The sequence below is a fragment of the Sphingobium terrigena genome (genome assembly GCF_003591655.1).
GTDB classification, from domain to species: Bacteria; Pseudomonadota; Alphaproteobacteria; order Sphingomonadales; family Sphingomonadaceae; genus Sphingobium; species Sphingobium terrigena.
Map to the genome: position 1 here is coordinate 33,623 of NZ_QVRA01000019.1, position 17,608 is coordinate 51,230.

Consider the following 17,608-nt stretch of genomic DNA (forward strand, 5'->3'; position numbering starts at 1 on the left):
TAGAGACAATCAAACGCGTACGTCTCCATGCGGGGTGGACTGTTTCATGCAGTGGCGAGCCACTGCGGCCAGCCGGCCTGCGCATTCGCGGCATCTGCCAACTTGCGCTCGCCGGGCGATGCGAACCTTGTATCCCAGTCTTTCAGACGCGGCTGGGCTATGAACCGGTGCCAGATCGGAGGGACAAGTCCGCAGAGGAAACACAGGAACAATGACGGCATCTGCGGCGCGTCGCACTCGGGTTGGAGTTCGTAGAACGGTGTGTGGCCATCGAGGTGGTGGTTGATGTGGTTTGTAATCTCCACCCCGATCGGACGGGAGATCATGCCCAGATGGTTCCAGGCATGATGCTTGGCGATGGGTTCGCCTTCAATCCGGATCAGCCCGTAGTGCTGGAAGTAATTGAAGCCTTCGATCAACATTTTGGCGAGAAAAATGGCGACGGCAGTGGCGATACCAGCAACAGGCCCCGCGAGTAAGGTTGCCCCGCCAACAATTGTGCCAAGCAGGATTGGGAGTAGCCACATCGCGTTGCGCCAGCTCCACGTCGAATAGCCCATGCGTGATAGCATTTCGCCCTGTTTTTCCCAAGTATCACGATAAGAACCCCACGTCGCCGAAAGGACGAAGCTGTAGATCGTCTGCCCTCGGGGCGGCGTGTCGCTATCCTTCTGCGTGTCTAGGTGGACGTGATGGGTGACGATATGCGCGATATCGCGATTGGGGTCGCCGTAAAAGGCGCTAAGCCCCTTGGCGAGAGCGCGCGGGAACCAGTGCCGACGGTGCATGAGTTCGTGCGCCACGGGCAAGGTGGGAACCGAGGATAGCCAGGCAAGGCTGGCGATCGACCCAGCCAATTGCCAGGATGAACTCGGTGCCCCCCAAATTAGGTTGGAGCCTGATTCAACAGAGTAGGCAAAAGCGAGATAGAGCGCAATCATCAGCGGAAAATGCAAGTAGATAGCGAAGTCCGCAGCGGCCGATATGCCGCGCACGCGCATCTTGCGATCACTAGGCAAGGCGATGTCCAGCAGCATGAGCACAGGGAATGTACCAATGCCGAGCCACACAAATGGCCCGCCAAGGACAAATCCGGCGATGGCCGCGAGTGTAACCATAGGCACCAGATAATATCGCAGTGCGTCCATTTCATCTCTCCATCCGAAAGACAGCAAACAATTCAGACCAAAGGAATGAATCGGGCGGTCAGAAATCATCCCGTCATCATCAATTTTGTTAACGGAGACCAGCACAGCTTGCTTAATACCGTAAGATATAGGCTGATTAGAGAAAGATGTTAAGATTTTTACTGAGGAGAACATTATGCTTTAGAATGATACGACGCATCACTAGCTGAAAACTATTTTCTACTTCACGCCAGATATCGATACGGTTGCCGATCAGCGAGTCTTCCTCGCGTTCATTACGATTGCGATATGCATAGAAGTTGGAGAAAACCTGGTACTCGCCGGGTATTGCGGTCAGTTCTACCTCAACGTTTGTAATGATGTGAGTATAACGCGTGGCGGGATCCTCGGACCAGGCAGTACCTGTCTCCAATCGAGAGAGACGTTTCTTAATTTCGGTAAGATTATCATTATAATAGGCCATCCTGGTCAAGTCCTTGACCTGGTCTGTTTTGTCACGGCGATAGCGAGTCTCGATGCCAGGCATATGGTAAAGCAAATCGTCGGCCAGCAGCTTGACCCAATCGACGTAATTTTCTTCGTCGAGCATCCGCGCTTCGCGGTATAGCGTCTGTGTCAAACTATGCGTCTGTTCAACGGAGGCGCTCTGTCCAGTGGTTGGACGTTCCAATGTAGCATTCTGTATCATTGCAGTGATCCTTTTCAGAGCGCGAACAGGCCGGGGAGATTGCGTGTCTCGCCAACGCCGGAAAGGCGAGGTTCCGGCCGTTGGGGCATCGTGTCCAGCTTGTCGGCCTCCATCATATCGAGCCACCGCTGGTAAAAGCCCCGCTGGTTGGCATCGTTATATTGCCCGCGGTAAACGATACCCGGAAGCGTATCATGGTCGATCTGGCGTGAAATACCGCAACGGTAGTGCAGGCGTTCGTGACGCGTGATTACACCACGGTTTACGGTGGTGCAGTTGCTCCAGTTCTCACCATCATCCATCTCGAACGTGCCTCCCGGGCCAAAGGTTTGCATGACCCCCTTTGTGATTTCATCCTTGATGTCATCAGGCATCGTCTTGTTGACGATCACCCAAGTCTTAAGCTCGAATTCCATAGGGCCTTTGGGCTGCCACTGCCGGAAGGTCGAAATACCTGGCAGGAACGATACGTTGGGGAAGATCGAGGCAGAAGCGACCGATCCGAAGATCTTTGAGCGCATTTCACCAAGCCGTTGGGCCATCTTCGGGCGAATTCTCTCATAATATTCGAGAACTTTCGGTCGGCCCAGCAGGAACAGGTCGCCCACACCTTCGGTGCCAAACTCCCACCCATGGCCATTGACGCTGGCATGGTAGGAATTTTCCATATCGATCGGCGGAAAGGGCTCGCCATTGTTCATCGAGCGGCAGCCTGAATCATGCGTCCATCCAGCATGGTAGGCGTCGCCGATGAAATTTTCGACGCCAAACTTCCAGTTGGCGTTCATCACTGACTTGATGCAGCCGCCGATCAGTTCGGTGCCGCCGTCCTCGTTGTCGAGCAGCATGTCCAGATACCAGCGGAAGTCGCCCAGCCAAGCATCTAGGCTAGGACCGTCCTCGGCGAACGTCGCAAACACCAACCCCTTATAGCTGCCAACCCTGGCAACCTGCTTCAGCCCGTTCTTACGGCGATCAATATCGTTGTCGTCGTAACAATATTCCTCATGCATGCCTTTCAGATCGCCAGCAGTATCGAACGCCCAGCCGTGATAATTGCACACAAAGCGGCGGGTGTTACCTGCATCGGCGAAGCAAACTTTGTTGCCGCGATGGGGACAGGAATTCAAGAACACCCTGATCGAACCGTCGGGCTGTCGCGCGACGATTACGCCATCCTCACCCATGTGGGTTGTCAGGAAATCGCCAGCCTTAGGCAACTGACTCTCATGGGCAACGAACAGCCAGGACCGTGCGAAGATACGATAGAGCTCTTCTTCATAGATATCCGCATCACTGAAGATCCTGCGGTCGAGCCAGCCTTCCTTGAGATTCATGTAACGCGAAAACTCCGGCTCACGACCGATCCGCTCAATGCGCATGTCATTCTCCTCTCAATGATTACATGTTAGAAAAATACGTTGATGTTGCTGTCGGGCAGTACCGCGTGATCAAGTGCTATTTCGCGCGCCGCCAATTTCCAGCCATCGGCATGCATACGCCAACGATCGGAGCGCCCGGCAGTAAGAACCCTTGTCAGGCCGTCGATGCGGTTGCGATGGATGACGATCACCGAGTGCACGATAGCCTCGTTTTCGGCATCCGCGCGCTCGACCTCAACATTTGAAACGACGCGGCGCACAAAATTTGGCGGATCCTCAGCCCATACAAATCCGGAGCGCAGGCGATCGATCCTCAGCTTGAGCCGCGCAAGATTCTCGTTGAAAACGACGCCGACGCCAACCGCCGCGGGCGGCGAACGATCCGCCCGGAACCGCCGTCTCTTGAGCTCCATGCGATAAGTCACATCGTTGCACATGCATTCCAACCAATCCTCGAAGCGCTCCGCGTCGAGCAGACGCGCTTCGTGGTACAGGCGCTGAGTCAGGCCGGTGACACTCTCCGTGGACATCGGAGCGACGCCCGACTCAAGCATCGATTGTCTCCTCGGCGACCACTGAATTGATGTTGTAGGTGGGAACACCGGCCCAGTTGTCAGCCTGCATATGTTCCTGCCAACGGCGGTAGAAATAACGCTGGTTGTGCTCGCTCACCAATCCGGCGGCGATGTCGCCGGGGAAACCTTCGCGCGGCCCTGAACGGTTTAGCGCCATGTTGGTGAACACGTCCATTTGCGCTGTGCGCCATCCACGGGACTGTTCGGTGCAGGCAGCAAGATTATCGCCATCGTCGTTGTCGAAGAGGCCGGCCAGGCCGAAGGTCAGGCACTGATTGTCCAGGATCGCCGCCTGTATCTCGGCGGGCATGTCGTTTTCGACCATAGCCCAGGTCCACTGCTCGATTTGGCCCGGACCCTTGGGATGATAGACCCGGAACCAGTTGAGGCCCGGCAGGAACTGCAGGTTGGGAAAGATCGTGATATTGATCTGCGAACCCCAGAGCTGCTCGCCGCGCACCTTGCCCAGCCGTTCGATCACCTGTGGACGATTGAATTCAAGATAGTCCAGCATTGGCTTTGGTTTGGGGTAGAAGGCATAGCCCGAAACCCCGTCGAGGGAGGTCAGGGCCATGTGGCCGTTCAACCCGGCAACGGAAAGCCCGCCGTCGAGATCCGTGCTCGAATTGCCGACGCTAAGACCGGCAAGATCCAGAGACTGCACCGCCCTCATCGCCCCGGCGTGCGCCCAGCCGAGATGATAGCCGTCGCCACAGACATTCTCTACTGGCAGCTTCCAATTACTGGCGAGCACCATCTTCTGGGTTTCACCGACGAGTGACGTTCCACCCGGCATTGCATCGAGCCAGACGTCGAGGAAGAATTTTGCATCGCCAAGATAGTCTTCGAGTGAAGGCGGATCCGCATCGAAACAGCCAAAGACGAGGCCTTTATACTCAGCAACGTGGGCCACGGGAACAAGGCCCAGCCTGCTGCGGTCCAACTCACCGAAATAAGCTTCTTTCTCCAGCGGTACAGCGCTGAGCGAGCCGTCCGGTGCGAACGACCAGCCATGATAATTGCAGGTAAACGCCTTCGCGTTTCCTCGGTCGGAGCGGCAGATCCTGTTGCCGCGATGCGTGCAGCTGTTCAGGAAGGCCTTGATCGTTCCGTCCTTCTGGCGAATGACGATGACATCGTCCTCGCCCATAAAGGTACGGAAATAGTCGCCAGCCTCAGGAATCTGGCTAGTATGCACGAGGAACAGCCAGCACCGCCCGAAGATGCGTTCGAGCTCCTGCCGGTAAAGTTCCTCGCTCGAATATATCGCCCGCGATTGACGGCCCGTTGCCGTATCGACCAGTCCGGAAACATCCATTCTGTCTTCCCTCTCCCAATGGCCGCCGTCAGATTCTCGCGGTCAGCGCGCTCCGACGCCTGTTCCAAGTGTTGTTAGCATGAACCGTGCCAAATCATGGAACAGCGTATTTCCAGGAAGATTGCGCAGATGGGGTATCGCAGCCACCCGAAATATCGACATATTTGTCGAATGCTGGGACTTCTATGGCAGCCAGTGGCCATATATGTTATGACGAGCCATGAAGCATCTCCCCACATATGCCGATTTGACAAGCCGACTGCGGTTCTCGCCCGAACAGGGCCGCATCTGGCGTGACAGCGAACGTTGCGTTTTGCTCAGTAACTCGGCGCTGACCATGTTGCGGAACGCGATGGTCGTCCAGTTGGGTCTCGCCAGCGCGCGGCAGCTATTTTGGGAGTTAGGTTTCGCGGAAGGCGCGCGGTGTGCCGTGGAGGCAAAAAATCTTCGGCCCAACCGTGATTTTCTCGAAGCCTTTTCAGTGGGTCCGCAGGCTCATGCGTTGACCGGGTTCGGCTGGACCGAAATCGAAACTTTGGACAGCGACCTTGCAAGCGGCCATTTCGAAGGGCGTTTCCTGGTCCACGATTCGATCGAGGCGGGAATCCACCTTGCTACCGAAGGGATCAACGCCGATCCGGTGTGCTGGTTGCAGACCGGTTTCGCCAGCGGGTTTGCCAGTACATTTGCTGGACAGTCGATAATCATGCGCGAAATCGAGTGTCAGGGGATGGGTGATCCGGTCTGCGTGCTCCATGCTAAACCAGAATCCGAATGGTCCGGCCTGGAGGATACGGAAAGGGCCGCGGTTCCGCTCGTGTCGGCTGGAGGTCAATGCCCAGAAACTGACTTTGTCGCCGGCGTATCTGCGGGCTTTCACGCAGTACGTAATCTAATCGAGCGGGCGGCGGGAACCGACGCCAGTCTGCTGTTCCTGGGGGAAACCGGCGTCGGCAAGGAGGTGTTTGCCAAGATGGCCCACCAACTTAGCCTTCGTCGAGATGCGCCTTTTGTCGCTCTGAATTGTGCTGCGATTCCTGAAGGTTTGATCGAAGCGGAACTATTTGGCGTGGCCAAGGGGGCTTTTACAGGAGCCGTGGCCAACCGGCTGGGGCGCTTCGAACTCGCCAACGGCGGCACGCTGTTTCTTGACGAGATTTCGATGCTCTCGCCATTGGCCCAAAGCAAAGTTTTGCGGGCAGTTCAGGAGGGCGAATTCGAACGGGTAGGAGACACCAAGACAATCCATGTGAATGTCCGCCTTATCGCCGCGTCGAATATTGATCTAGAGGCTGCTATGGCTGCGGGTGCCTTCCGGCCCGATCTGTATTTCCGCCTTTCTACGCTTCCGATACGTGTTCCGCCCTTGCGGGAGCGCAGGGAAGATATTCCGCGTCTGATGGAACATTTCCGGGCCAAATATGCCAGGCGCCACAGGCGTGCGGTTCAAGGTTTCACAGCGCGCTCGATTAACGCGCTGCTGATGCATGATTATCCGGGAAATGTGAGGGAATTGGAGAGAATGGTAGAGCGCGCCGTTCTCCTTGCCGACGAAGCTGGTGCTATTGACTTGGGGCATATTTTCATCGGGTCTGATCGGCTGCACGTCAAAAGCGGACTTGCTTTGAACGAGAAGGGCCACCTCGTCGGAGCGGATGCGCAGCAGGAAGAGACACCATCGATCGAGCAGCTTGCTGGCTTGATGCGTCAAAAGGGTGAAACGCTTGCGTCGATAGAACGTGTCATCGTACAGGCTGCAGTTGAAGCCACTGGTGGCAACGTTGCTCAAGCGGCCAGAGATTTGGGGCTGACACGTCGGCAACTTGCCTTCAAGCTCGAGAAAATGCACCGACCCGACTGATGCTGCTGTTGACGCTTCTTAACCAATTGTATAATGTGCAATGGTAGATACATATTAGAATAGATTTTAGGGTATGGATGTGTCCATCGAACTGGGAGGTAATAATTGCGATCGGTAGCGATAGTAGGTGCCAATCTCGCTGGTGGGCGAGCGGCAGAGGCGCTGCGGCAGGCTGGATTCGACGGTCGGATATCGCTGATCGGTGAGGAGCCTTTGAGGCCCTACGAACGGCCGCCTTTATCAAAGGAGTTCCTTTGGAATACTTCCCAAGCTCCAGCCAATTTTTTCCTGCAGGATGAAGAATGGTACGCCCAGAACAGGATCGATCTGCTGCTTAATACACGGGTCGAATCACTGGATTTGACCGGGGGCGGAGTGCGCCTGGCGGGTGGGCAGATGGTCATCGCTGACAAGGTACTGCTAGCGACCGGTGGACACGCCCGCAAGCTCAACTTAGCAGGCGCTGAATGCTCCAACGTGCATTATCTGCGCACTTGTGAAGACGCCGCCAGAATGGCCGTCGATCTTCGGCCGGGGGCGCGGGTCGTCATCGTGGGGATGGGCGTGATTGGCGCTGAAGTGGCCGCTAGTGCGATCAAGCTGGGCTGTGATGTGACCGTAGTTGAGCCGTTGGCGGCGCCGATGGAGCGGGCGCTTGGCAAGCGGTTCGGGCAGTGGCTCGGCAATGAGCACCGCAAGCGAGGCGTCAAAACTCATTTCAACCGAGGCGTAACGGGATTCAAATTCGCGAACGAGCGTGTCTCCGCTGTCGAGATAGACGACGGCACTCTCATCCCCTGCGATGCTGTCGTTGTCGGAGTGGGGATCATTCCCGCAACGTCTCTTGCGATTGACGCAGGTTTGACAGTGAACAACGGGATCGTTGTCGATCGTCGATGCCAGACCAGTAATCCGGCGGTATTTGCCGCAGGTGATGTGGCCGAGCAGGATGGTTTTTTTGGCGGACGCTTCCGGCAGGAAACATATCAGAACGCGGTCGACCAAGCTCAGGCTGCGGCCTTGGCTATGCTGGGCCATGAGGTCGCTTACTGTAAGCCGATGTGGTATTGGAGCGATCAGTTCGATTTGAACATTCAGTTTTCGGGACAAATTCCGGTGCAGGCAGAAATCGTCGTTCGCGGGGATATCGAAAGCAACGCTTTCGTTGCTTTCTTCCTGTCAGACAAAATCATTGACGGCGTCCTCACCGTCAACAGGGCCGCTGATATGGGGATAGGCAAGCGACTTGTCGAACGTCGGTTGAGCGCCGGCGCGGATCGGCTAGGCGATACAGGCGTGTCTTTACGCGAATTGCTCCAGCAGGCAGCTTAGCCATTTTTTGGCTAAGCTGAGGGTTCTTATCCGATCCCTCCGCCTGCAACGAATAGAGTCTGCCCGGTGATATAGGACGCTTCCTCAGAGGCGAAAAAGCAAATTGCTGCGGCGAGTTCCTCGGGTTCGCCGAACCGGGCCATTGGGGTGTCGCGCACGGTCTGCTCCATGACCTTTACAAAGCCTGATTTCACAGCATCGGTCATCGGAACAGGATCGCGTGGCGTTACACGCGTCACATTGACACCGCCCGGCGCAACGCAGTTGATGCGAACTCCGCTCGTTTCCAGTTCAAGCGATAAAGCGGCAGTCAATGCAGCGACCCCACCCTTGGCCGCAGCATAAGGCACCCGGTTTACGCCGCGCGTGGCGACAGAACCGATGTTGACAATGGAACCGCGCCCGGCTGCCAACATAAAGGGTAAAACGGCGTGGCAGGACCAAAGAGTCGGCCACAATGACCGGTTTATTTCAGCTATGATCTCGTCTGATGTATAGTCCCAGTAGGGTTTGGCCCAAATAGTACCGCCAACGTTGTGAACCGCCACATCGATTCTTCCGAAGCGATCGGCAACCAGCCGGTACAGTTCGACGGCCCCCTCGCAAGTCTCTAGGTCGAAGTTGGCGGCGTGGACATTCGCGCCACTGGTCTGCAGCCGTTCGACCGCAGCCCGCGTAGCCTCAACGGCGCGGTCGGCGATGATTACGATCGCACCCTCTTCCGCCATGCGTGTGGCGGTGGCTAGCCCGATCCCCTGCGCTCCACCCGTCACGACTGCGACTTGTTTATCGAACCGTCTTGTCGAAGTCATAATTAGGGCGTCCATCCTTAGCGAGCTCACGCAACGAACCGAAAAGCCGTATCGCGCTGCCCTTGTTTATCCTCTCGCCTTGTGTCATGCAAGGCAAAGCATTACACAATGAATAACGTCCAGCAGCTCGGCTGCATCATCGGACCAAATGTTAGGAGAGCCACGAAGATGACCCATAGACTTATGACCCCTAGTGAGGTGACAGGTGCGTGGGCGATTATTCCCACTCCGGCGAAGGATAATGCGTCGGATTGGAGAGCGACGAATACCGTAGATCTCGATGAAACTGCTCGCGTTGTAAATGGCCTGGTAGAGGCGGGTATAAACGGGATACTCAGCATGGGGACGCTTGGCGAAGCGGCGACTATGACTCACGGGGAAAAGCTCGATTTCATAAAGGCGCTGGTTGATGCCGCAGCCGGTCGAGTGCCAATATTTGTCGGCACAACCTGTCTCAATACCCGCGATACCGTAACATTGACCCGGCAAGCACTAGAGCTCGGTGCGGATGGTACAATGCTTGGAGTTCCTATGTGGTGCGCGCCAAGTCTTGAGGTTGCAGTCCAGTTCTACAAGGATGTCGCTGAAGCCGTACCAGAGATGAACATAGCGATCTATGCCAATCCCGAAGCCTTCAAATTCGAATTTTCGCGCTCCTTCTGGGGTCAGGTGGCTGATATTCCTCAGGTCGTAACAGCGAAATATATCGGTGTCGGCAATCTACTGGCAGACCTTGCAACGATCCGGGGCCGCATAAAGCTATTGCCGATCGACTTCGACTACTATGCTGCGGCCCGCATGGACGATTCGATCGACGCATTCTGGTCGAGTGGTGCTGTATGTTGCCCGTTGGTAACCACTACCTTGCGCGATGTAGTGTTGAACGCGCGCTCGACCGGTAACTGGAAGGAGGCACGTGCCTTTCAGGCGCTGCTCGGTCCTACCGCAGCGCCGCTGTTTCCTAATGGGAGTTTCAAAGACTTCTCAACGTACAACATCGCGCTTGAAAAGGCTCGGATGAATGCAGGTGGGTGGATGAAAGCTGGTCCGGTGCGCCCGCCCTATCATCTATGTCCCGAACCGTTCCTGGAAGGTGCCCGTAAATCGGGCATTATGTGGGCGGATCTCGGCAGAGCGCTCGAAGCCGAGAAATAAGATAAGCGTGATAACTGGGAGAGAGCGATGACCGAAATGAAGTTGTCCTGGCCAAAAAACTACAATGAAGTTCCAAAAGAGGCTTTTGTCCGAGAGGACATATACGCGGAAGAGGTCAAGCGTATCTTCCACGGTACTGAATGGCATCCGGTCGCTCATGAAAGTGAATTGCCTAACGCAGGTGATTTCAAGACATACCGATTGTCGGGTGTGCCACTGCTTATCGGGCGCGACGTCGAGGGCGTGGTGCGGGTGTTTTATAACGCGTGCTCGCACCGCGGCAATCAACTCGAAACGGCGGTCATGGGCAACAAGACCGAATTTGAATGCCCCTATCACCGTTGGCTGTTCGATTCGAAAGGCGATCTGGTCGGCTGTCCGAACCCTCGGGAATTTCTTCCCGGCTTCAACAAAGCAGACTATCCGCTTGCCCAGCCGCGGTTTGACATTTTTTTCGGCCTTGTTTTCGTCACGCTCTCATCAGAAACCGAGCCGCTATTGGCATATCTTGGAGATTCGCAGAATACGTTGCGCGAACTGCTAGCAGGCGATGGGCGTCTCAAACTGCTCGGCTACCAGAAAGTGCGCTATGATACGAACTGGAAGTCGTACACCGACAATGATGGCTATCATGCCCCATTGCTTCATCAGGCGTTCAAGATGCTTAACTGGCAAGGCGGCAACGGTCGCCAGTTTACAGCAACAAAACGCGGCCACATTTGTTTCGAATCTGCGCTTTCTGTGGCAACCGGGCCCACCGTGCTGAAAGACAAATCGCTGATCGAATTCAAAGGGCAGGATCCGGCGGTCGGCTCACGGATCGTTTCTCTCTTTCCCACTTTTGTTTCGACGAAGCATCTTGATGTCATCAATTTGCGTTTTGCGACACCAATCGATGCTGAGACGGTCGAGGTCCACTACGCCTATTTCGCACATCAGGATGACGACGAGGACATGGTTCGGCACAGACTGCGGCAAAGTTCAAACCTGCTGGGGCCATGCGGCCTGATCAGCATGGAAGATGCCTCGATTTTCCATCGCATCCATATCGGAAATCATACGCCCGGCTCTGCCATCTTCCAAAAGGGAGTGCATGACCCTTTGAAGCTGGAATCGGAGTTCCTTCAAAACGACGAGAGCGGCAATCTGCCGCGCTGGGAATATTATCGGTCGGTCATGGGTTTCGAGAGGGCGACGGCATGATAGAGACAGATATGTCGCTTGAAGCGGCGCTCAATGCCGTTCTGCTAGCGGATGCTGACGCGCTTGATAGCAAAGATATGCAGAGATGGCTTGATAATTACGCGGACGAGGAGAATGCGTCGTATTTCTGCCGTTCGGCGGAAAATTCAGAGCACGGACTTGCCCTTGGCTTTATGTACGACGACTGCCGGGCGAGGCTCGAGGATCGCGTCACTTTCGTAAATGACATTTGGGTCGGCACATTTCAGGACTATCGTACACGTCATTTCGTGCAATTGACCAGCTATCATCGAGCCGATACAGCCACTTTGGAAATGCGGTCCAACTTTTCCGTGTTCATGACGCCTAAAGACAGTGGCATCACCCAGGTGCTTGCCGCAGGCCAATATCTTGACAGCGTGCGGCAACAAAAGAATGGCGGGCTGAAGCTATTGTCGCGGCGGGCTGAGCTCGATACCTCTGTGCTTCCACGATATTTGGTCTATCCGATATGACGATCCGGTGATAGGTGTTGCATATTATGCAACACCTGCTATAGCTAAAGCTGTTGAACGACAGCCAAAATTGGGACGCGCGGACCGTAATTGGCCAATTGGCAGACTGGGCGCTAAACTTGATTGGCCGCCCTCATCAACAAGTAAGAATTCGGGAGACGTGGCATGGTTGCGAGTGCTTTTCCAAAAAGCCAGCAAGAATATTTTGAGCAACTTCGCCAACCTCCAGTGCTGGCGCTGCCAACCGCCTTGTTGTTTGTCGCCTCGATGGGCGGTATCGGCTGCGTCTGGTATCTCTCCTTGACGGGGAAGATGCCCATTTGGCTTGGCACCATTGCCAACGGCTTGATCACTTACCTACTTTTCAGCGTAATACACGACGCAGCGCATTATTCTCTCTCGAGAGTAAAATGGCTGAATGAGTCGATTGGGGCGATCGGGCTCTTCTTCTTGTTCCCCTATGCGCCGATGGTGCTATTACGCTGGGTACACAACAAGCATCACAGTTACGCCAATGGTCCACTCGACCCCGATCGCTTCGAGCATGAATCGCCTTGGTGGCAGGTGCCCTTCCGTTGGACGTTTTTTGATGGTGCGTACATCCACTACTTCCTGAAACGAGGCCAGAGCGTTCGCAAGAGACACGGGAAAGAACTCGTCCTGTTCTATAGCGGTTTGCTCTCCTTGTTCGTAGGTGCGCTCTATTTTGGATTTGGTTTTGAACTGTTCATGCTATGGTTCCTGCCCTCGCGCATAACGTTATTCCTGATTGCTGTGGTTTTCGTGATTCTGCCGCACTATCCGGCTATGGTCGCGCAGGACGAGCAGCCCTACATGGCGACAACGATGCGCTATGGATGGGAATGGCTGCTGACGCCATTGCTGGTCTATCAGAATTACCACTTGATCCATCATCTCTATCCGGAAATTCCTTTTTACCGGATGCACAGGGCCTATTTCGTTAAATATGACGAGATCAACCGTCAGGACATCAGCAGGCAGACAGCATTCGGGCTCAAGCCAGAAAACATCGCATCTCATCTAGCCTATCGTCAATCTAGAGACTCGACAATCCAACCGGCGGAATGATGGCGGTCGGCATCCGTGGCTCGGTGACGGAGTGGTCATGGCGCTGGCTTTGAACCGCGTTTGGCTACCGAGCTTGAGGGAGAGCCACGGCAATACAGGGAGATGCGAAGGGTGGGAATGCTTGAGAATAAGGTCGTTGCTGTGACTGGTGCGGGAGGAGGGATTGGTCGTGAGATCGCGTTGCTTTGCGCTCGCGAAGGCGCCTGCGTTGTAGTCAATGATTTTGGCACTTCCTCTTCGGGCGAAGGCAAGGATGCGGGTCCCGCATCACAAGTGGTTGCCGAGATCGAGGCGGCGGGCGGCAAGGCGTGCGCTAATCTCGCCAGTGTCACTGATTCGTCTGGCGCGGCTTCGATTATCGAGGATGCGGTCAACACCTTTGGACGCATCGACGCCGTGGTGAACAACGCCGGTATCCTTCGCGACCGCATTTTTCACCGAATGAATGAGGCCGAATGGCGCGCCGTGATAGACGTTCATCTGCATGGTAGCTTCCTCGTGTCGCAAGCTGCCGCGCCGCACTTCAAGGAGCAGGGCTCCGGGGCATTCATCCATTTCACGTCAACGTCAGGATTGATCGGCAATTTTGGTCAAGCGAATTACTCCGCCGCGAAGCTGGGCATTGTGGGCTTGTCAAACTCGATTGCGCTCGACATGCAGCGCTTTGGCATACGCTCAAACTGCATCGCGCCCTTTGCCTGGAGCCGAATGATCGGCACGATCCAGGCCGAGACCGAGGACGACAAGCGTCGCGTCGAGCGAATGAAGTCGATGTCGGCGGCAAAGATCGCGCCGTTTGCCGCATTCCTCGCCAGCGACGCATCGAAAGATGTGAGCGGCCAGATATTTGCGGTTAGAAAGAACGAGATTTTCCTTTTCAGCGTGCCGCGTCCGCTCCGCTCTGTACACCGCTCCGACGGCTGGACCGTCGAGACGATCGCGAGCGAATTGCTGCCTGCGCTTAAGCCCAGCTTCCACCCGCTGCAGAGATCGACAGATATTTTCAGCTGGGATCCTATCTGAGGTGGCGCTCGACCCGGATCGACTGCTACAGCTACCGCCTCAGGAAACCCGGCACAGCTTCACCAAACGTGACACGATCTTATACGCTTTGGGTGTGGGTGCTGATGATTTGCGCTTCGTGTACGAGAAGGGGTTGCAGGCCCTGCCGTCAATGGCAGTGGTACTCGCCTATCCCGGCTTCTTCTGGCAGGATCCTGCTTACGGCATTTCATGGCAGAAGATCCTTCATGGTGAGACCTCGGTTGAACTGTTTGCGACACTTCCCACAGAAGGCGATCTTTTGGGCCGTACATGCATTGATGCCATTTTCGATAAGGGCGTGGACAAGGGCGCGATCATACTTACCTCGCGTCGTATCGAGAATTCTACCGGTATACACCTCGCGACGGTGCGCAATACTCTGCTCCTGCGCGGCGACGGCGGTTTTGGCGGCCAGGCCGATGGCGCTCCTCGCCCCCGTCCGCTCCCGGACGATCGCGCACCTGACCATGTCGTGAAGCTGCCCACCGATGAGAAACAGGCGCTGATCTACAGGCTGTCAGGCGATTATAATCCGCTGCACGCCGATTTGGACGTGGCGCGCGCAGCAGGGTTCCCGCGTCCAATCCTACATGGCCTGTGTACATACGGCATTGCGGGCCGCGCTGTTCTGTCGGCTCTATGCGGTAACGATCCAACGCTGCTTAAGCGGATGGATGTACGCTTCTCGAGCCCAGTCTTTCCGGGGGAGACGATCAGGGTAGAAATTTGGCGTGAGGATGGCGACCGCGCCGCCTTCCGAGCGACTGCTGAGGAGCGCAGTGTCGTCGTTCTCAACAACGGTTATGCGGAGATGGCACCATCATGAACGCCAATTCCGGAATCCTTTCCTATGGCGCCTACATACCTCGCTTGCGGCTGCAACGTTCGGCGATATTCGCGGCCAACGCTTGGTTTGCGGCCGGCCTCAAAGGCCTCGCGATGGGCGAGCGTGCGATTGCCAACTGGGATGAGGACAGCGTCACGATGGCAGTCGAGGCGGCGCGCGATTGCCTCACCGGGTTTGACCGCGGCACAGTCACAGCGCTGTCGCTCGCCTCGACCACCCACCCCTTTGCCGATCGGCTAAACAGCGGCATAGTCAAAGAAGCGCTGACTTTGTCGGACAGCATCTCAGCGCTGGACGTCGCGGGAAGCCAGCGTGCTGGCACATCGTCGCTTATTCAGGCGCTGAACGCCGGAGTAAACGGGGGAACGCAGCTTTGCGTCGCGTCCGAGTTGCGCAAGGCGCGTCCCGCATCAGAAGGGGAACTGGTCCAGGGCGACGCTGCCGCCGCGATACTCGTTGGCGCTGGCGATCCGATTGCGCGCTTTATCGGGTCACACAGTGTGACGCTCGACTTCGTCGACCATTTCCGAGCATCGGGTGCCGACTTCGATTATACGTGGGAAAGCCGCTGGATCCGGGACGAGGGCTACTCCATGCTCCTCGGCGATGCGCTCGCCGCTGCGATCGAAACTCTTGTCGTTGATCCGGCGAAGATCGACCGCCTCCTGATCCCCATCACCGTGCGTGGCGTGCCCGAAGGCCTTGCAAAAAAGCTTGGCGTGCCCGCCGCCGCCGTTGCCGATACCCTTGCGCCGAACGTCGGCGACAGTGGAGTTGCCCATCCGCTGCTGATGCTGGCGGCGGCGCTGGAACAGGCAAGGCCCGGCGAGACGATCATGCTGGTCGGCTTCGGACAGGGTTGCGACGTGCTGCTGTTCGAGACGACCGAAGCCATCGCTAACCTGCCGAGGCGTGACGGCTTTTCCGGCGCGCTTGCGCGCGGCAAGGCGGATGAGAATTACCTGCGCTTCCTGTTCCACCGCGGCCTGCTCGATCTCGACCGTGGCATGCGTGCCGAGGCCGACCAAAAGCAGCCCGGCACAACCTTGTTCCGCAACCGCAAGACAGTGCTTGGTCTGGTCGGCGGGCGCTGCACCAAGACCGGGACCGTCCAGTTCCCGCGCTCGGAAATCAGCGTCAATCCGACCGACCGTGCCATTGGCACGCAGGAAGATTATCCGCTCGCCGAAAAGCAGGCGCGGATCGTCACCTACACCGCTGACAGCTTGACCTATTCGCCTGCCCCGCCGCAATATTATGGCATGATCGATTTCGAGGGCGGCGGGCGGATGTTTACCGAATTCGCCGATGTCGATGCCGAGAGCATCGAGGTCGGCTTGGCGATGAAGATGATGTTCCGCATCAAGGCGGTCGACGAGAAACGCGATTTCATCAAGTATTTCTGGAAAGCCGTGCCGGTGCAGCAACCGGCAGCGGGGGAGTAATCCGATGGCTAAAGGCATCAAGGACAAGGTCGCAATCCTCGGCATGGGGTGCGCGAAGTTTGGCGAACGCTGGGACAAGGACGCCGAGCAGCTCGCCGTCGAGGCCTTTCAGGAAGCCATCGCCGACGCGGGCATCGACACCTCGCAGATCGACGCTGCATGGCTGAGCGTGGCGTTCGACGCGGTCAATATCGGCCCGTCCGGCATCCCGCTCGCCACCGCGCTGCGCCTGCCCAATATCGGCGTCACCAAGGTGGAGAATTATTGCGCCAGCGGCACCGAGGCGTTTCGCGGCGCCGTCTATGCCGTCGCATCGGGTGCCGCCGACATTGCGCTCGCGGTCGGGGTCGAGAAGCTCAAGGATACCGGCTATGGCGGGCTGCCGGTGCGCACGCGCGGGTCGACCTTCGACATGATCGGCGTCACTGGCTCTGCACCCGGCAATTTCGCCCAGCTCGCTGCGGCCTATCGCAACGCGCATGGGGTGTCGAAGGACGACCTCAAGCTGGCGATGGCACATGTTTCGGTAAAGAGCCACGCCAATGGTGCGAAAAACCCTAAAGCACACTTGCGCAAGTTGATCGACATTGACACAGTCATGAACGCGCCGATGATTGCCGATCCGCTGGGGCTTTTCGATTGTTGCGGTGTTTCCGACGGCGCGGCCTGCGCGATCGTCACGACACCCGAGATCGCCCATACGCTGGGCAAGCGGGACCTGGTAACAGTCAAGGCGCTACAAATCGTCACCTCCAACGGGTGGGAGAGCCAGGGCACGGGCTGGAACGGAAGCTATTTCCACACCACGCGTACCGCCGCCGTCAAGGCTTATGACGAGGCCGGTGTCACCAACCCAAGAGACGAAATCAGCCTAATCGAGGTTCACGACTGCTTCTCGATCACCGAATTAGTAACGATGGAAGACCTTTACATTAGTCCCGAAGGCGAGGGTTGGAAGGACGTGCTCAACGGCTTCTTCGATGCCGACGGCAAGGTGCCTTGCCAAATTGACGGCGGGCTCAAATGCTTTGGCCATCCGATCGGCGCGTCGGGACTGCGGATGATCTACGAGAATTATCTGCAATTGCTCGGGCGCGCGGGCGAACGCCAGCGCAGCACACCGCCAAGGCTCGCCCTGTCGCACAACCTTGGCGGTATGCCCAACCAGAATGTCAGTGCGGTCGCCATCGTGGGCCTTCCGGATGCGTAGTTACC

Annotated in this window: 16 protein-coding genes; 10 read left to right on the forward strand and 6 right to left on the reverse strand. The window is 56.7% G+C overall.

What is annotated here, in order from left to right; all coding sequences use genetic code 11:
- Positions 1-44: 44 nt before the first annotated feature.
- The 5 genes from D0Z70_RS17575 to D0Z70_RS17595 form a co-directional block, all read right to left on the reverse strand.
- A complete protein-coding gene (locus tag D0Z70_RS17575) occupies positions 45-1,217 on the reverse strand; it encodes an alkane 1-monooxygenase (protein ID WP_275402224.1) in 1,173 nt (390 codons plus the stop codon).
- Between the two features lie 67 nt (positions 1,218-1,284).
- The gene (locus D0Z70_RS17580) at positions 1,285-1,836 is read right to left on the reverse strand and encodes a 3-phenylpropionate/cinnamic acid dioxygenase subunit beta (protein ID WP_088189922.1); all 552 of its coding nucleotides are present in this window, start codon (positions 1,834-1,836) and stop codon (positions 1,285-1,287) included.
- 14 nt (positions 1,837-1,850) lie between these two features.
- On the reverse strand, positions 1,851-3,218 hold the full coding sequence (locus tag D0Z70_RS17585; protein WP_096063842.1) for an aromatic ring-hydroxylating dioxygenase subunit alpha: 1,368 nt from the start codon (positions 3,216-3,218) through the stop codon (positions 1,851-1,853).
- Positions 3,219-3,244: 26 nt separating this feature from the next.
- Positions 3,245-3,772 (reverse strand): aromatic-ring-hydroxylating dioxygenase subunit beta, encoded by a 528-nt coding sequence (locus D0Z70_RS17590; RefSeq protein WP_119748699.1) that lies wholly within the window; start codon positions 3,770-3,772, stop codon positions 3,245-3,247.
- Positions 3,765-5,111, reverse strand: coding sequence for an aromatic ring-hydroxylating oxygenase subunit alpha (locus D0Z70_RS17595; protein ID WP_119748701.1), 1,347 nt, complete (start codon positions 5,109-5,111; stop codon positions 3,765-3,767). The genes D0Z70_RS17590 and D0Z70_RS17595 overlap by 8 nt, the downstream gene beginning before the upstream one ends.
- A 220-nt stretch (positions 5,112-5,331) precedes the next feature.
- On the opposite strand from D0Z70_RS17595, the gene D0Z70_RS17600 reads away from it, so the two are divergent.
- Together D0Z70_RS17600 and D0Z70_RS17605 are read left to right on the forward strand one after the other, a co-directional pair.
- Positions 5,332-6,972, forward strand: coding sequence for a sigma-54-dependent Fis family transcriptional regulator (locus tag D0Z70_RS17600; protein WP_088189918.1), 1,641 nt, complete (start codon positions 5,332-5,334; stop codon positions 6,970-6,972).
- 105 nt (positions 6,973-7,077) lie between these two features.
- A complete protein-coding gene (locus D0Z70_RS17605; RefSeq protein WP_088189917.1) occupies positions 7,078-8,304 on the forward strand; it encodes an NAD(P)/FAD-dependent oxidoreductase in 1,227 nt (408 codons plus the stop codon).
- Between the two features lie 26 nt (positions 8,305-8,330).
- Here D0Z70_RS17605 and D0Z70_RS17610 read toward each other — a convergent pair whose 3' ends face one another.
- A complete protein-coding gene (locus tag D0Z70_RS17610; RefSeq protein WP_235955284.1) occupies positions 8,331-9,131 on the reverse strand; it encodes a 1,6-dihydroxycyclohexa-2,4-diene-1-carboxylate dehydrogenase in 801 nt (266 codons plus the stop codon).
- Positions 9,132-9,284: 153 nt separating this feature from the next.
- On the opposite strand from D0Z70_RS17610, the gene D0Z70_RS17615 reads away from it, so the two are divergent.
- From D0Z70_RS17615 to D0Z70_RS17650, 8 genes are all read left to right on the forward strand, one after another.
- Complete coding sequence (locus D0Z70_RS17615) at positions 9,285-10,271, forward strand: dihydrodipicolinate synthase family protein (protein ID WP_119748729.1); 987 nt, start codon at positions 9,285-9,287, stop codon at positions 10,269-10,271.
- 27 nt (positions 10,272-10,298) lie between these two features.
- On the forward strand, positions 10,299-11,474 hold the full coding sequence (locus D0Z70_RS17620; protein WP_096063727.1) for an aromatic ring-hydroxylating oxygenase subunit alpha: 1,176 nt from the start codon (positions 10,299-10,301) through the stop codon (positions 11,472-11,474).
- Entirely contained in the window at positions 11,471-11,968 is a 498-nt protein-coding gene (locus D0Z70_RS17625) for an aromatic-ring-hydroxylating dioxygenase subunit beta (RefSeq protein WP_088189915.1), read from the forward strand. The genes D0Z70_RS17620 and D0Z70_RS17625 overlap by 4 nt, the downstream gene beginning before the upstream one ends.
- A gap of 165 nt (positions 11,969-12,133) precedes the next feature.
- Positions 12,134-13,057: a fatty acid desaturase gene (locus tag D0Z70_RS17630; RefSeq protein WP_096063725.1), complete on the forward strand. Its 924-nt coding sequence runs from the start codon at positions 12,134-12,136 to the stop codon at positions 13,055-13,057.
- A 117-nt stretch (positions 13,058-13,174) separates the two neighbouring features.
- Entirely contained in the window at positions 13,175-14,080 is a 906-nt protein-coding gene (locus D0Z70_RS17635) for an SDR family NAD(P)-dependent oxidoreductase (protein WP_119748703.1), read from the forward strand.
- Position 14,081: 1 nt separating this feature from the next.
- On the forward strand, positions 14,082-14,927 hold the full coding sequence (locus D0Z70_RS17640) for a MaoC family dehydratase (RefSeq protein ID WP_088189912.1): 846 nt from the start codon (positions 14,082-14,084) through the stop codon (positions 14,925-14,927).
- Between the two features lie 44 nt (positions 14,928-14,971).
- Positions 14,972-16,393 (forward strand): OB-fold domain-containing protein, encoded by a 1,422-nt coding sequence (locus D0Z70_RS17645; RefSeq protein ID WP_239018999.1) that lies wholly within the window; start codon positions 14,972-14,974, stop codon positions 16,391-16,393.
- A 4-nt stretch (positions 16,394-16,397) separates the two neighbouring features.
- A complete protein-coding gene (locus D0Z70_RS17650) occupies positions 16,398-17,603 on the forward strand; it encodes an acetyl-CoA acetyltransferase (RefSeq protein WP_119748705.1) in 1,206 nt (401 codons plus the stop codon).
- Positions 17,604-17,608 lie beyond the last annotated feature (5 nt).

Coding starts and splice junctions, on each gene's coding strand:
- D0Z70_RS17575 (WP_275402224.1), bottom strand. CDS start 1,217: ATGATTTCTGACCGCCCGATTCATTCCTTTGGTCTGAATTGTTTGCTG.
- D0Z70_RS17580 (WP_088189922.1), bottom strand. CDS start 1,836: ATGATACAGAATGCTACATTGGAACGTCCAACCACTGGACAGAGCGCC.
- D0Z70_RS17585 (WP_096063842.1), bottom strand. CDS start 3,218: ATGCGCATTGAGCGGATCGGTCGTGAGCCGGAGTTTTCGCGTTACATG.
- D0Z70_RS17590 (WP_119748699.1), bottom strand. CDS start 3,772: ATGCTTGAGTCGGGCGTCGCTCCGATGTCCACGGAGAGTGTCACCGGC.
- D0Z70_RS17595 (WP_119748701.1), bottom strand. CDS start 5,111: ATGGATGTTTCCGGACTGGTCGATACGGCAACGGGCCGTCAATCGCGG.
- D0Z70_RS17600 (WP_088189918.1), top strand. CDS start 5,332: ATGAAGCATCTCCCCACATATGCCGATTTGACAAGCCGACTGCGGTTC.
- D0Z70_RS17610 (WP_235955284.1), bottom strand. CDS start 9,131: ATGGACGCCCTAATTATGACTTCGACAAGACGGTTCGATAAACAAGTC.
- D0Z70_RS17615 (WP_119748729.1), top strand. CDS start 9,285: ATGACCCATAGACTTATGACCCCTAGTGAGGTGACAGGTGCGTGGGCG.
- D0Z70_RS17620 (WP_096063727.1), top strand. CDS start 10,299: ATGACCGAAATGAAGTTGTCCTGGCCAAAAAACTACAATGAAGTTCCA.
- D0Z70_RS17625 (WP_088189915.1), top strand. CDS start 11,471: ATGATAGAGACAGATATGTCGCTTGAAGCGGCGCTCAATGCCGTTCTG.
- D0Z70_RS17630 (WP_096063725.1), top strand. CDS start 12,134: ATGGTTGCGAGTGCTTTTCCAAAAAGCCAGCAAGAATATTTTGAGCAA.
- D0Z70_RS17635 (WP_119748703.1), top strand. CDS start 13,175: ATGCTTGAGAATAAGGTCGTTGCTGTGACTGGTGCGGGAGGAGGGATT.
- D0Z70_RS17650 (WP_119748705.1), top strand. CDS start 16,398: ATGGCTAAAGGCATCAAGGACAAGGTCGCAATCCTCGGCATGGGGTGC.